Raw genomic sequence first — 14750 nt, 5'->3', positions numbered from 1 at the left:
CCTTATGGATCAATCGCAGTATATAAAAATCCAAATACTTCTCAACGGATAGGATTATGGACAGTATATGATCCATCAAGATATTTAATCTATTCCTAATTTGGTTGGGTAAGTAATAGACCAATTAATCCATAATAAGAAAAAGAGGCTGCGAAATAATTACAGCCTCTTTTCTTTAATCGCATTTTTCTATTTGGTCGCCTTCTTCACCTGCATTTTCTGCCGAACTATCCGTTCCGCCTCCTACTGCATGTTGCTGTTTAGTATTAGAACTTTCGATGGCAGCGTTGGTTCCCGCTGCACTGTCTTCTCCACCACCACTTGCCACTTGAGTAGCACTAGCCTGTTCCTTACGGGTTTTATTAATTTGATTATTGATGATAAGTACAAATTCTGCCTCTTCATCCGAAGTTTCTTCTTTCATTTTATGCGGCTCAATCTGGTCCCCACTAATTCCTTTATTTATGGCTTCGCCTCCAGCGCCCACCGTTTCTTGCTGTCGGGTATTCGATGAATCGATTGCTGCATTACTTCCTGCTGCACTATTTTGTCCGGCTCCACTGGCAATTTGTGTTGTATTCGGTGCAAATGTAATCTGATTATTAATGACAATGACAATTTTTCGTTTATCAGCAAGATTTCCCAAATTAATTTCTTCTCCATCTTTTTTTACAAATCGAAACGTGATTTTTTCATTGTTTTCCATATTCTCCCCCCTTTGTAGTATTAAATGACTGGAGAATGATAATGGATTGGACAAGCGTATTTTTTTATAAATATGTGACCCCGCCCACAATGAAGGATGTATTACCAGGTTCCGGTATTTACCTCATATTAGGTACGTTGGCTTGGCGACAGTCCAGCATCCGCCGAATTTCGGAATGCATGGAGAAAAACCTTATAGGAGATATAGAAAGAGAGATTAGTAGAAACATTGGTATATAAAGGTTTCTAGGTTTCATTATATTTTCCTTTTCTTATTTATATTTATCAGCCAAATATCTAGCATAGTGAACTAAATTTCTAGCTACATCTAATTCAAGATTAAATATATTAGGTACCCCTGGTCTCCAATTCACCTCAAATAACCACAATTTTTGATCCTTATCAATCCCTACATCAATTCCTAACTCATCAAATAGTATATCCTTATATAAAGAATTAAAATGGTTAGAAAAAGTTACTGCAAATCGTTCTAAATACCTTTTAATATTATACCAATCGTTATCAAACTCCGCTTTTAAAAAAACATCTAAATACGTACTATAACCACCCTTAGCCATATTTGATACAATACTTCCTAATGGACCTATTCTCGGGAATATAGAAGTAACAACCCACCTGCCTTCCCCATTTCTTTGAACATGCAATCGAAAATCATAAACATGACCAGATTTCATTTGACATGAAATAAACTGTTGAATTATGTAACCTTGCTCTTGAATCTTATCAGATATAAAGCTCCGTAATTGTTTTTTATTAATAGATGAAATTTGTTCTGACTCATTCATACTGTAATTCATCCCATTTTTTCCAATGAAAATAATACCACTACCTTGATGTCCAGAAATTGGTTTAATAATAAGTTTTTCATAACGATTAATCATGTCAAAAAACTTATTAACATCATTTAATTCATAAAAAGGAATAAGATATTGCTTAAATTTTTTCGCTCTATTTATTCTGTTATATACACTTAATTTATTTCCAATTGAATGACTTGTAAAAGGAACTTTTTCATGTAGATAATCATAGATTTGCTGATTTTTATCACTAACATGAACACTTGCATTGTAAATAACATCTGGAAAAGAAAATTCTTGTTCAATCCACTTACCATTTTCATAAGTTTTACCTAAAATCTTCTTCGTTTCTATATTTACTTTTCCTAAAGTAAAATAAAAAAATTCCACACCTTCAGCTTTAGCTACAGCAGCATAAGTATATGCTTTCTTTACGTCATTCGGATCTTTCCGATGATGAAGCATACCAATTATAGTCATGTTAGTTCTTCTTCCCTTCTTTCTAAAGATTTTTTTCAAAACAAATATCAAATTCATTATATATATATTCATGTTCTTCCTCATTCAACCATTTTTCGAAAAATCCAGAACAAGCTTAACCTCATTTTAATATTCTACCTATAGAAATAATAAACCTGAGATTTTATAAAATGATAAAGGTTAAGGTGACATAAAATGGATACTATCGTTTTCATTGAAACAAATAAATCTGGATCAAGTAGGGAAGCAATCAAAGCAGCTGAAAAACTTAATTTCTTTACTGTTTTATTAACTAAAAAAACAAAATTTATTAATGAACGCACTATATTCCCTGATGTACATCAGATGATTTTCACTGATATAAATGATTATGATAATATAATTACAACAATTGAAAAATTAAATACATCAGGAAAAAACATAAAAGGGATCTTTAGTTTTATTGACCCTTTTGTTTATGTGGCTGCACGTTTATCAGAAAGATTTTGCTCAAATATTGTATCTACTAAAGCTATCCATCATATGGAAAACAAAATATTAACTCGTAATGTACTTAAAGAATTACCAATCTCACTCAACTATTTAATTTACAAACCAACAGAATCATTATCATCTTTTCTTGAAAAAACTAAAGAGATAAATTTCCCTCTTATTGTAAAATCCCCTAAATCAACAGGATCCAAAGATGTATTATTAGTAAAAAATAAAGATCAATTAATCTTATCTATACAAAGTCTTTTAAAAAAACTACCTAATGAAGAAATTCTACTTGAAGAATATATAGATGGACCTCAGTACTTAGTTGAAATTTTAGTTCAAGATGGAAAAGTCCATATTATAGCAGTAATTGAACAAGAAATTACACTTTTTGAACGTTTTATTGTTACTGGTTATTCTTTACTAGGACAGGTAGACAAAAGACTATATAATAGTCTTTTCAATGCAGTTAATTCTGTTATTCAGGCCTTTAATATGAAAAATGGAGCGTGTCATCTAGAACTCCGGAGAATAAAAGATGTTTGGAAATTAATTGAGATAAATCCCAGAATATCAGGTGGAGCAATGAATGACATAATTGAAATTGGACATGGAATCAACTTAGTGCAAGAGACTATTCAGTTAATGTTAGGAAATAAACCTTCACTAAATAAAAAACATTATAAATATGTGTACGCTCATTACCTAACAGTTAAATTTAAAGGAAAACTAATTCGAGTTACAGGGAAAAACCGTAGTTCTAAATATCCTGGTGTAGAGAAAGTTTATATAAAACCTAAAAAAGGAACTATCTTAAAACCACCTACATCAATGGGACATCGATGTGGATACGTTTTAGCTGCAGCCTATTTTAAAACAGAAGCTAAAAAAATAGCTTTAGAAGCAGCTAAAGAAATTTCATTTGAAATCCAAAAATAATAAATACGACATATATACACCAACTGATGAAAATATACTAAAAATCATATTTCTTATAATTTTAATTTCTTTACTAAATAGACGACTCCAAAATGTTTTAATTTATATATGATAAAATATATCCATCGCCGATATGTCCAAACATGTAATTTTCATAGCAGCAAAATTACAAATATACTTTTACAACATGATTCAAAAATCAATGAAGGAATGTTTTAAGTGAAAGGACATATTCGAAAAAGAGGAACAAAGTGGTGTATTATTGTCGATATCGGAGCTGATTCAGAGACAGGAAAAAGAAGACAAAAGTGGTTTTCGTGATACATTTAAAGCCTATTTGAAAAAATCCGAATTAAAAAACATTAGATTTCATGATTTACGCCATACTCATGCAACGCTTCTTTTAAAACAAGGAGTACATCCAAAGATTGTAAGCGAACGATTGGATCATAAGGACGCTTTCATAACCTTAAATCGCTATTCACATTTTTCACCTAGTCTGCAAAAGGACGCTGTTAAAACATTTAGTGAAAGACTATTCGGATGGTAATGTTTGCAAATATAAAAAATGAGGTTTCTCTTTTCTAGAGAAACCTCACCACATCAATGTTTTTGTTAAATTTTAAACTGACTCGTATACAAATCAAAGTAAAACCCACCATCTTCCATGAGAGTTTCATGATTTCCTCTCTCTAAAATACTTCCATCTTTTATTACAAGTATTTGATCTGCTTTTTCAATCGTTTTCAGCCGATGAGCGATTACAAAACTTGTTCGCCCTCTCATTAAATTATTTAATCCAGATTGAATTTGTAATTCTGTTCTCGTATCAATATTAGATGTCGCTTCGTCGAGAATTAATATATCTGCATCTGCTAAAATCGCTCGTGCAATCGCAAGGAGTTGTTTTTGTCCTTGACTTAAATTCGAACCTTCTGAAGCAATTTCCGTTTCATATTGATTCGGTAGATGTTTTATAAAAGAATGTGCTGATGCTGCTTTTGCTGCTGCAACTACTTCTTCATCACTTGCATCTAAACGTCCATATCGAATATTTTCCATAATCGTTCCTGCAAATAAATACGTATCCTGTAAAACAACCCCTATTTTACTCCGCAAAGAATTAATATCATAATCCTTTATATCTTTTTCATCAATGCTAATTTGCCCTTTTTGAATGTCATAAAAGCGAGTTAACAAATTAATAATTGTTGTTTTTCCTGATCCAGTTGGACCGACTAAAGCGATTGTCTCCCCAGGATTCGCCTCGAGACTCACATCTTTTAAAATCATGTTGTCCTGTGCGTATCCAAATGAAACTTTCTCAAGCCTAACATGTCCTTGTAAATTTTGTACAAGTACTGCATCTTTTTTATTTTGAATTTCTGGTACTTCATCCATAATTTCAAAGACACGTTCTCCTCCAGCAACTGCCGCTTGAATCGTATTCATTAAAGTTGCAAATTGACTAAGTGGTCTTGAAAATTGTCGAGAATAATTAATAAAAGCTGCAATGACACCTACTGTTGTCATTCCGTTTAATACCATTACCGATCCAGTTCCAATTACAAGCCCCATTCCTAAGTTATTAATAAAGTTCATACTTGGAAAAATAAATGCTGAAAACGTTTCAGCCTTCGTTGCTGAAATTCTTAGCTGTTCGTTAATTTCATTAAAGTTATGTACGGTTTCTTTTTCTTTTCCATATAACGTAGTTACGTCTGCGCCTGTAATAGCTTCCTCAATAAATCCATTTAATTCTCCTAAATCCTTTTGACGCTTCGCAAAGTTTTTCCCACTATAAGCAACTAGTTTTTTCGTAACGAAAAACATAATAGGTACTGTAATTAAAGTTACAATCGCTAAAATCCAATCTAATGAAAACATCGCAATTGTTACACCTATAAACGTTAACGCTGATGAAATGATTTGCACAACACTTTGTGTCAAAGCTTGATTTAAGTTATCAATATCATTTGTCACACGGCTCATTAAATCACCTTGAGAACGTACATCAAAGAATCGTAGAGAAAGTGTTTGGATTTTTTCAAAAATATCTTGTCGTATTTTTTGTATAGTCTTTAATGCAACATTAATCATTACAAATGTTTGTAACCATGTTAATAATACGGTTATCCCATATATTGCAATGAGTAGCATGCACATTCTGGCTGTCCCGCTTAAATCCTTCGGTACAATGTATTCATCAATGATGACCCCCATATAATATGGCCCAAGTAAACCTAGTAATGTCGTGATAAATACAAGAATAATAACGAACATAAGAGATGCTTTTTGATACCCCATATAGTTCCATACTCGCATTATAGTTCCTTTAGTATTCTTAGTTTTTCCCGTTTTCGGATTGTTACGTCCACCTTTATTTCCAAATTGTCCTTGAAAATTACGCACGCTCTTCCCCTCCTTCTTGCTGCAGGCTACCACCTTGGGAAAGATAAATTTCCTGATACACTTCACAAGTTGCCAATAAATCCTCATGCGTACCATTTCCAACTAATTCACCGTTATTCAAAACGAGGGTTTTATCAGCATCTATAATAGAAGATATTTTTAATGCAATTAAAAATGTCGTTGTGCCACTATATCTTGTCCTTAATGCTTCCTGTATTACAGCTTCTGACTTCGCATCAACTGCCGATGTAGAATCGTCTAATACAAGAATAGATGGCTTTCTCACTAGGGCTCTTGCAATAGATATACGTTGTTTTTGACCACCAGATAGATTGGTTGCACCTTGTGTTAAGTTATATTCATAAGAGTCTTCCAGCTTATTGATAAACTCAGTCGCACAAGCAGATGAAGATGCTAATTCCAATTCATCATAAGTTGCATCTTCTTTGCCATAACGTAAATTCTCTTCTATACTGCCTGAAAAAAGAAGTGCCTTTTGTGGAACGAAGCCAATGGAAGCACGAAGTTTTTGCAAATCGTATGCTTTCACATTAACATCATCTATACATATTTCACCTTGATCAACATCGTAAAGTCGTGGCAATAGTTTCGCCAATGTAGATTTACCACTTCCGGTCGATCCAATAATCCCTATTTTTTCACCTTTACGTACAGTAAAGGAAATATCTTTTAAAACATATTCATTATTTTTCGTATAACTATAGCTAACATTTTTAAACTCTACATTACCACCCACTTGCTTTGGTTCATATACGTCGCCTTCAGTTGTAATATCAACTTCAGTATGTAAGACTTGTTGTACACGATCAGCTGATGGAAAAGCACGGGCAATTTGAATAAATACCATACTAATAGACATAAGTGACATTAAAATGATATTTAAATAGTTAATAAAAGCTAAAATGGCCCCTACTTGGAGTGTACCGTTAAAAACTTTCTCGCCACCAATCCATAAAGTTGCTACAATTCCGCTATTTACAACTAGCATAATAATTGGCATCATCAATGAAATAATTTGTATTGCACGAATATTTATTTCAGTTAAACTTGTATTAACTTTCTCAAACTGTGCGATTTCATATTTTTGTCTTACATATGCTTTTATAACACGTACACCGGATAAATTTTCTTGTAGCTTTGTGTTTACTTTATCTAATGCTTCTTGTACTCGCTTAAATGAACCGCTCGATTGACCTGCAATCAATACAATTGCAACTAATAATACGGGTACCACAACAAGTAAAATTGGAAATAGGTCTCTCGCTGTTACAAAGACTATAATGATACTTCCAATAAATAATAACGGTCCACGGACAAGTACACGTAACGTCATCGTCATTGCCGATTGAATAGATGTAATATCATTTGTCACGATTGTTAATAATTTACCTGTTCCAAATGAATCACGATTTTTGCTAGAAAATGTTTCTATTTTCGCAAACACATCTTTTCGTATGTCTGTAGCGAAATTAACAGCAGCTTTTGTAGAATACATCATACAACCAAGTCCTCCAATTAAACCGATTGCTGCTGCTCCTATCATAAGAAGCCCCATTTTTATTACATAATTCAAATCCCGGTTTGCAATTCCAACATCAATAATATGTTGCATTATTGTCGGTTGAATTAAGTCCATCGCAACCTCAAGTACCATAAATAGCGGTCCAATAATAGCGAAGAACATGTATGGTTTTAAATACTGTAACAACTTGCGAAATGATTTCATACACAATCTCCTTTTTTCATGAAATTACCATCGAATAATTTATAGTCCTCCTTATTTGAGCAATATAGTCTGTAATTTCTCCATTAGTCCTATTATATTAGGCAAATTAATATTTAACATTATTAAATGATAAGTTTTAAATCATTTTTAGTCAATAAAATGGAACTTTAATCTACCAGGCATTTTCACTGCCAGTTGATGTGAATACTCTTTAACTTAATAAAAACCGCATTCTCATTTAGTAAGAATGCGGTTTTCCCATCTATATTTGTTCAATTTTAAAATCGAAAACCTCGGTCTCGAATCCATTATTTTCAGAAGGACTACACGTATAAAAACCAATTTTAACAGGCTCATTACCTATGTCCTCCATCAAATGAGCGATTCTTATTTGTTCCCATCGCTGACTCGTTTTCACATATATTGTATAATCGCCAAGTTTTCGAATAATTCGAAAACGTAATTGTTGCTTAGCAAACTCATTTGGATAGTCTTGCGTTGACCAATCAGAATAGCCATTATTCGTTACGACAGCACCTAAATGTGATGGGCCCTCAGGAATATATTCTAAAGATGTTTTTAACCAACACTTCTCAGAAATCATAACAAATAAACCCGCTTGATCGTATGTCGCATTTGGATTCATGCGCAATTGAACCTCAGCCTGAAAATCTGTCATTATCTCATCATAAAATACATGGCCATTCATTACTTCAAAACCATAATGGGTTTTCAGCCAAAAATCTGTTTCTTCTTTCGAATGGACAATGAATGTATCATTGTCTTCAAGTTTGTAAAATTTAGGTGCGTTCATTACAGTAAGTTGCTCAATATGATTTGGTATATATGATGTTTTCATAATTCCTCCATAAAAAAGCATTTAAATTAATATTTAAAACTCAGTTAATACCGGGAATTTATAACCTTTAAAATCTAATTCTTTATTACTTCGAACCATTAAATACTTACTAGTCTGTAATTCTGTATATTGTACATCATCAATTCCTAATTGATCTGGATAGAAATAAAATTCAATCTCCGTAAATTCCCCAGAGATTTCCTCACATAATTCATCTAAAATCGGAATTACCGGCGCAAATACTCCAAATAATTTTAGTTTTTGATTTTCTACTGTAAAAACAATCAGCGCATCTAATTTCTCTGAATAATAAAGGTTTTCATTCCATGTTGAATCATACATATTTAAATAAAACGAAGAGCGGTAATTTAACGTTGAAAATTTATTAGAAAGCCTTTGGCCATTTTCAATAATCTCATGTATTAATTGTCTATCCTCTTCATTATAAAAATCTAACTTTTTAAGTTGAGAATCTTTGTAGCCTTTATTTTCGTATGATACTGTCATCAAATATTCTTGCACAATTTGAAAACCAAATGGTTTATATAGTTCCGGATTTTCAGTAAACAAGACCGCACACTCGCATTGCTCATCAATTTCCTCTATCATCTTACTAAACAATTGATTCATTAATCCTCGTCTACGATAATTCGGATGTGTCATTACTGATTGAATACCCGTTGCATTTATTTTTTCACCATTAATTAAAAGCGGAAGTGAAAATGCCGCAACATTTGCAATCGCATTATCATCTTGTAAAAATGATAATGCTTTATATGTATAATCCCAATACCCTTTCTCTGAAAAATCCTGCAATGTTTGGCTCGTAATCCCAAACACTTCTTCAAATAAAGGAAATAACTGTTCTCTTCTCGGTTCTTCTAATAGAAAGTTTGCCATTTTTTCAACATTGCCCATGTTGTCCCTCCATACGTCGATTCCATTAATTTAGATATACTTATATGACCTACTCTCAAAAAATAGGCCTTTCAAATCAATATAGTATCATAAAACTTTTAAAAATGGTTTAATTTATTTTATGTTTTGATTATTAAAAAACAAGTCGAATAAACTAGTATTAAGATTTTTGAATAATATCATGTTTATTATATAACAAATGGTGCTTCCTACTTATCTTTCCGATAATAGAAATACACCATTTTATGCAAATATAATTCACCTATTCTTTGATTCCCTCAAGTCGCTCCTTCGTACTAATTTCTTCTCCCTTCACTCGCTTTTCAAACGTCTTTCTCCAACTAGTAGACAGTGCATTTACTTCTAAAATCCTTTTTAATCCTTCAGAGTTTTGTTTTTCTTTATGCATTATGCGATTCGCAAACAAAATTGACACACCTTTTGGATCAAGCTTCAACAATTTTAAAGTATCTACCGGTAATATCCACCCTTCTTTTAATACTCGAAAATAAAAACCTGTGTATCCTGTATCTTGAAAATATAATGGCAACTTTGGAATATTATATTTATTGGCTAATTTAAAACAAGGTTGTCTTGGCTGCGTTACTTGTACAATCGCTTCTCCGAGTTGAAACGTGTCACCAATACAAACATCTTCTTCACGCATTCCGCTTACTGTTATATTTTCACCGAAAGCCCCATATACAAGTTCCTGATTCAACTCTTTTTCCCAGTAAGGATAGTGGTCACCAGTATAAACACAAACCGCTTTATCTACCCCTCCATGATGAACTAAATCCGCCTGTCCATCTCCATTAAACTTTAAAAATGATAAAAAAACAGGTTCCTTTACTTGCTTTTTATTTATCCCTGTTTGAATTAACTTCCCACCATACATAACCTCTTTTGGCAATCCTAGATTTAAAGATAGGATTTCATATACTTTAGTCATTCAAATCCCTCCTCTTACTTGCGGCACAACTTTTCAAAAGACTCATTTATTATTTCAAATCCTCTATCTATTTCTTCGTTTGAGATAACTAGAGGTGGTAAAAAGCGTAGTACATTATCAAATATCCCCGCTCCAATACTTATAAGCCCATTCTTCCAAAAATCTTCAATTAGCTTTACTGTTAGTTCTTTTGCAGGTTCTTTCGTTATGCGATTCGTTACAAGTTCCATTGCAACCATCGCACCGATTCCACGAACATCACCAATCATTTCGTACTTTAATTGCATTTGATGTAGATGTGACATTATTCTATTTCCAATTTGCTGAGCCCTTTCAACTAGATTTTCTTCTTCCATTATTTCAAATACAGCAAGACCGGCTGCACATGATAACGGACTCCCGGCAAAAGTTCCACCAATTTGTCCTCTCCCAGGAATGTCCATCAACTCCGCACGACCGACAATAGCACTTAATGGTAAACCGCCAGCAATTGATTTTGACAAAGTCATTATGTCAGGTTCTATATGAAAATGTTCCGTTGCAAACCATTTCCCTGTTCGGCCAAATCCAGTTTGCACTTCATCCATTATCATTAAAATACCGTATTGATTACAAATTTCTCGTAATCGTTTTACAAATGAAATGGAAGGAACAATAAACCCACCCTCTCCTTGTACTGGTTCCATTACGATCGCTGCTACTTTTTCAGGTGATACTTCTTCTAAAAACTTTTCAAACTGATAGATGACTTGAGAATCCACTTCTTCAGGAGAAACTCCTTCTTCAGCTCTGTAATAGTACGGATACGGCAATATATGCATGTCTGAAACGAACGGACCAAATCCTGCTTTATATGGAGTTTCTTTGGTCGATAGAGACATTGTCATTAATGTTCTCCCATGAAATCCTCGTTCAAACGAAATTACTTTACTCCTCCCTGTTACTTTACGTGCGATCTTTACAGCATTTTCAATCGCTTCCGCACCACTATTGGCAAACATCGTTTTTTTCTTACTTGTACCTGGCACTTTCTCATTAATTTTCTCCGCTAAAGTAATATAATTTTCATATGGAGTTACATGAAAACAAGGATGTATAAATGATTCTGCTTGTTTTTGTACCGCTCTTACAACTTTCGGATGACAATGTCCAACATTTTGCATACCAATTCCACCAGCAAAATCAATAAACTGATTTCCATCTACATCTGTTATTATCGCTCCCCTTGCTTCTTTTACATATAAAGGCGTTAAATGATATATTCCTGTCGGTACGGCCTCCTCATACCTTTTTTGAAGTACTTGTGAATAACTGCCCGGTAATACACTAGATTTCAACAATTCTTCTTCACCTCATCTAATTTTTTAATCAATCCATTTCTGATAAAGTGATTATATATCCCACAAAACCATTGTTCAATTCAATTATTTATATAATAATGATAGGTATATCCTATGATTAAATTTGAGGTGATTTCAATCGAATTACGACAATTAGAATACTTTTTAGCTGTTTCAAAAGAATTACATTTCACAAAAGCAGCCGAGAAATTAAATATTTCACAACCTTCACTAAGCCAACAAATACGTGCATTAGAACATGAAGTAGGCATGCCACTTTTCGATCGAATTGGTAAAAAAATATCTTTAACTGAAGCAGGAAGAGTTTTATTATCGCACAGTAAAACAATCTTTCACGAAGTCGAACAAGCTCGTTCTGCCATTCAAGATTTAAATGGATTACATCATGGTTCCTTAACAATAGGATCTTTGTTAACCGTAGTAAATTATTTACTACCACCAGCTATATTAGATTTCAATAAGCAATATCCAAATATCGAACTCTCTGTGTTGGGGCTTCGTACAGGAGAAATTCGTGAAAAATTATTACAAAATGAATTAGATATTGGTATTACATTTCTCCCGGTGCAAGATAAAGAGATTGTTTCTATCCCACTATATAAAAGTGAACTTACATTAGTTGTGCCAACCAGCCATTCTTTAACTGAACGTAAGTATGTATCTATTGAAGAATTACAGGACTATCCTTTAATTCTTCTACCTAAAAATTTCTATTTAACAGAACTAATTACATCTCATTGCCAAAACTTTAACTTTAAACCAAAGCCAATTTTAGAAATTAGTACAATGGAATCTTTAATTCAAATGGTCGCACAAGGTATGGGGATTACCGTGTTACCAAAACCGTATATAGACTTTTTGCAAAATGAGCACATACAAGCTATTAAAATTGAAAACCCCACTCCAACAATAGATATAGGACTTATTTATAGAAGAGATAAATATATGTGCGCTGCTACCCGGAAATTTATTGAGCAACTCAAAATAACAGTACATTCTTTACAAAAATAAGCATAAAAAGAGATTATCCTATGCAGCCGTTACACAACGACCTATTAGAATAATCTCTTTTTATAATGATATAAAACATTACATTTTATGGTTTCTTTTCTAATAACCTATTATTCATTATAAGTGCTAAATTATTATCGTATTATTAAGCTACACATCAGCGATATTTTATGTCTATTTCGTATAGGTGTTAGCAAGTCCGTTTGCAAACTTGTTAGCACATTTTTATAAAAATTATATAATGCTTCACAAAGTAGGAATCCGTTTCGATCAATCTTTTTTCAAAATGGATTCCTTTTTGTCTCTTATCAATATTCAAATGTTACAGTAGTACCATTAAAACCATCAAAACAATTAGAGCAATTAGAGCAATTAGAGCAACCACCACAACCAAAACAACTAAAGCAACCGAAGCAACCAAAACAACGGAATCCACCACAACGACCACCGCCACAACGACCACAACCACCACAACGACCACCGCCACAGCCGCCACAGCGACGAGCATCATCTGTAATATAGTAATATGGATATTGGTTTTGCTGGTCCCAATACACAATATTTCCAGGCTGATAATCATTAAGGCTTAACGCTTGTAGTTCTTGTTGAAAATTATTCATCTTCATGACCTCCGTTTATAAACTAAAACCCCATCGATACTTTCCTATATTTCTGTTCGTTAAATCTAAGTAGAAATAGCGCTATAAAGTGAAACTTTAATCAGTAGGGGTTTTGTTCATCCCCCACTGATTGTTAGCCCGCACCAATCGGGCGTTTACGGGCAGCAGGGCTCCCACCTAACTTCTTTGCTCCAGTTGAATTTTGAGGTGGGAGTTTTACTGCCCACAAATAGCGGGATAAACTAAGTTCAATACGTACACCAACAAAATATGACCTATCACTAGATGATGCACCTTGTTCATATGCCTATTTTTAGGTTATTTTTACTATGGGCTCATTTTTATAAAGTGAAACTTTAATCAGAGGGGGTTTACGGGCAGTTAATGCGGGCTAAATGGACATTATAAAATATGAATTTAAACAATAATATTTAGATTTATGTCATCATTTTCTAGTTCTATAGTCGTATATTCCATAATTTTGTTTGGTCATCTTCGTATTTCCAATATGCACTCCCATCTTTATTTTTCTTCGCTTCAATATCTGCTATATCAGAGCTAATTTTATAAGTATTTATAATTAGTGATTTCTGCTAAGAAAAGTCTATTTTTATGAATGGCAAATCAGCGATGTTTTTTGCTATTTCCCCCATCACAACCACGGTTTTCCTTTTCAAAAGGCATTATTTACTGTCTAGTTAAAACCTTGTTAAGATTACTGTAAGAATAGACTTTTAATAGGTTGTAAAAATAAGTTCAACATTACAAAACTAGATTTAATAATATCAAATGGATAATACTCTACATCGAAACTTCTTATTTGCGATCAACTATTTATTGAAACGAGCAAACTTGTATTTATAGGATTGCAAATAGCCACATTTTACAATTAATGAATAAATTTTTTACTCATCCATTTTCATGGCAAAAGGAGTATATATTAATGTGTAATAGCAAACCAATTGATGAATTAAATATTGAGGACCTGAAACAAAACCCAATATGGGAATGGGCAATAGATGAAGCGGAAAATGAAGAGTGCGATGAAACGTGGGTAAAACCAGTGGAAACAATAAATTTTACAGAAGAATTAAACGGTTCAATAGTACTTGGCGAATTAATAATACATAATGATGAGAAATTCCCTATGATGTGTAGTATTGATATTGAAAATAATGAGGTATTAATTAGTTCCATTGTTTTTATAACGAAAAAGAAGATGAGTATATTGCTATAGAAGATGTAGTGAAAAAGGTTGAAATGCCTTTATCACTTAATATTAATCTCACAATTAACGGAGAGCCTAGATTTTTAAAATTCTCTGCAGATAAAGTTGATATTTATAAAAACACTATAAAAACTAACTTAAATTAAATTTTAATTGAAGTAAGAGGAAAATACTCATTAAGTAAAAAACAGGAAACCATTATAATTAACGGTTTCCCAAATAT

At 32.8% G+C, this 14750-nt stretch carries 13 protein-coding genes; 4 read left to right on the top strand and 9 right to left on the bottom strand.

Going from position 1 to position 14750, the window contains the following annotated elements:
- Positions 1 to 175: 175 nt before the first annotated feature.
- Positions 176 to 706 (bottom strand): hypothetical protein, encoded by a 531-nt coding sequence (locus LCF45_RS11815; RefSeq protein WP_078203269.1) that lies wholly within the window; start codon positions 704 to 706, stop codon positions 176 to 178.
- Positions 707 to 977: 271 nt separating this feature from the next.
- The gene (locus tag LCF45_RS11810; RefSeq protein ID WP_263894845.1) at positions 978 to 2075 is read right to left on the bottom strand and encodes a YheC/YheD family endospore coat-associated protein; all 1098 of its coding nucleotides are present in this window, start codon (positions 2073 to 2075) and stop codon (positions 978 to 980) included.
- Between the two features lie 123 nt (positions 2076 to 2198).
- On the opposite strand from LCF45_RS11810, the gene LCF45_RS11805 reads away from it, so the two are divergent.
- Both LCF45_RS11805 and LCF45_RS11800 read left to right on the top strand, forming a co-directional pair.
- Positions 2199 to 3419 (top strand): ATP-grasp domain-containing protein, encoded by a 1221-nt coding sequence (locus tag LCF45_RS11805; protein ID WP_016120191.1) that lies wholly within the window; start codon positions 2199 to 2201, stop codon positions 3417 to 3419.
- A gap of 262 nt (positions 3420 to 3681) precedes the next feature.
- Complete coding sequence (locus LCF45_RS11800; protein WP_370458391.1) at positions 3682 to 3969, top strand: tyrosine-type recombinase/integrase; 288 nt, start codon at positions 3682 to 3684, stop codon at positions 3967 to 3969.
- 65 nt (positions 3970 to 4034) lie between these two features.
- On the opposite strand, the gene LCF45_RS11795 is transcribed toward LCF45_RS11800, so the two are convergent.
- The 6 genes from LCF45_RS11795 to gabT all read right to left on the bottom strand — a co-directional run bounded on the left by LCF45_RS11795 (position 4035) and on the right by gabT (position 11647).
- On the bottom strand, positions 4035 to 5831 hold the full coding sequence (locus LCF45_RS11795; protein ID WP_002165835.1) for an ABC transporter ATP-binding protein: 1797 nt from the start codon (positions 5829 to 5831) through the stop codon (positions 4035 to 4037).
- Positions 5824 to 7578 carry an ABC transporter ATP-binding protein gene (locus LCF45_RS11790; protein WP_263894844.1) on the bottom strand — a complete coding sequence of 585 codons (1755 nt, stop codon included), beginning with the start codon at positions 7576 to 7578 and terminating at the stop codon, positions 5824 to 5826. Before LCF45_RS11790 ends, LCF45_RS11795 begins: the two co-directional genes overlap by 8 nt.
- 262 nt (positions 7579 to 7840) lie before the next feature.
- On the bottom strand, positions 7841 to 8437 hold the full coding sequence (locus tag LCF45_RS11785) for a DUF1349 domain-containing protein (protein WP_002127357.1): 597 nt from the start codon (positions 8435 to 8437) through the stop codon (positions 7841 to 7843).
- Between the two features lie 33 nt (positions 8438 to 8470).
- Positions 8471 to 9355, bottom strand: coding sequence for a GNAT family N-acetyltransferase (locus LCF45_RS11780; RefSeq protein WP_263894843.1), 885 nt, complete (start codon positions 9353 to 9355; stop codon positions 8471 to 8473).
- Between the two features lie 262 nt (positions 9356 to 9617).
- Positions 9618 to 10307 carry an MOSC domain-containing protein gene (locus LCF45_RS11775; RefSeq protein ID WP_002127356.1) on the bottom strand — a complete coding sequence of 230 codons (690 nt, stop codon included), beginning with the start codon at positions 10305 to 10307 and terminating at the stop codon, positions 9618 to 9620.
- Positions 10308 to 10321: 14 nt separating this feature from the next.
- The gene (gene gabT, locus LCF45_RS11770) at positions 10322 to 11647 is read right to left on the bottom strand and encodes a 4-aminobutyrate--2-oxoglutarate transaminase (RefSeq protein ID WP_002031963.1); all 1326 of its coding nucleotides are present in this window, start codon (positions 11645 to 11647) and stop codon (positions 10322 to 10324) included.
- 129 nt (positions 11648 to 11776) lie between these two features.
- On the opposite strand from gabT, the gene LCF45_RS11765 reads away from it, so the two are divergent.
- On the top strand, positions 11777 to 12679 hold the full coding sequence (locus LCF45_RS11765) for a LysR family transcriptional regulator (protein WP_085963395.1): 903 nt from the start codon (positions 11777 to 11779) through the stop codon (positions 12677 to 12679).
- A gap of 308 nt (positions 12680 to 12987) precedes the next feature.
- Here the strand turns inward: LCF45_RS11765 and LCF45_RS11760 are convergent, their stop codons facing one another.
- Entirely contained in the window at positions 12988 to 13299 is a 312-nt protein-coding gene (locus LCF45_RS11760; RefSeq protein ID WP_063226656.1) for a heterocycloanthracin/sonorensin family bacteriocin, read from the bottom strand.
- 943 nt (positions 13300 to 14242) lie between these two features.
- On the opposite strand from LCF45_RS11760, the gene LCF45_RS11755 reads away from it, so the two are divergent.
- Positions 14243 to 14536 (top strand): hypothetical protein, encoded by a 294-nt coding sequence (locus LCF45_RS11755; protein WP_002127353.1) that lies wholly within the window; start codon positions 14243 to 14245, stop codon positions 14534 to 14536.
- Positions 14537 to 14750: the final 214 nt, after the last annotated feature.

The organism is Bacillus sp. 41-22 (assembly GCF_025809295.1).
Lineage (GTDB): Bacteria > Bacillota > Bacilli > Bacillales > Bacillaceae_G > Bacillus_A > Bacillus_A mycoides.
The sequence above is the reverse complement of the archived record's forward strand: the minus strand, read 5'-3'. Positions and strand labels throughout refer to the sequence as shown.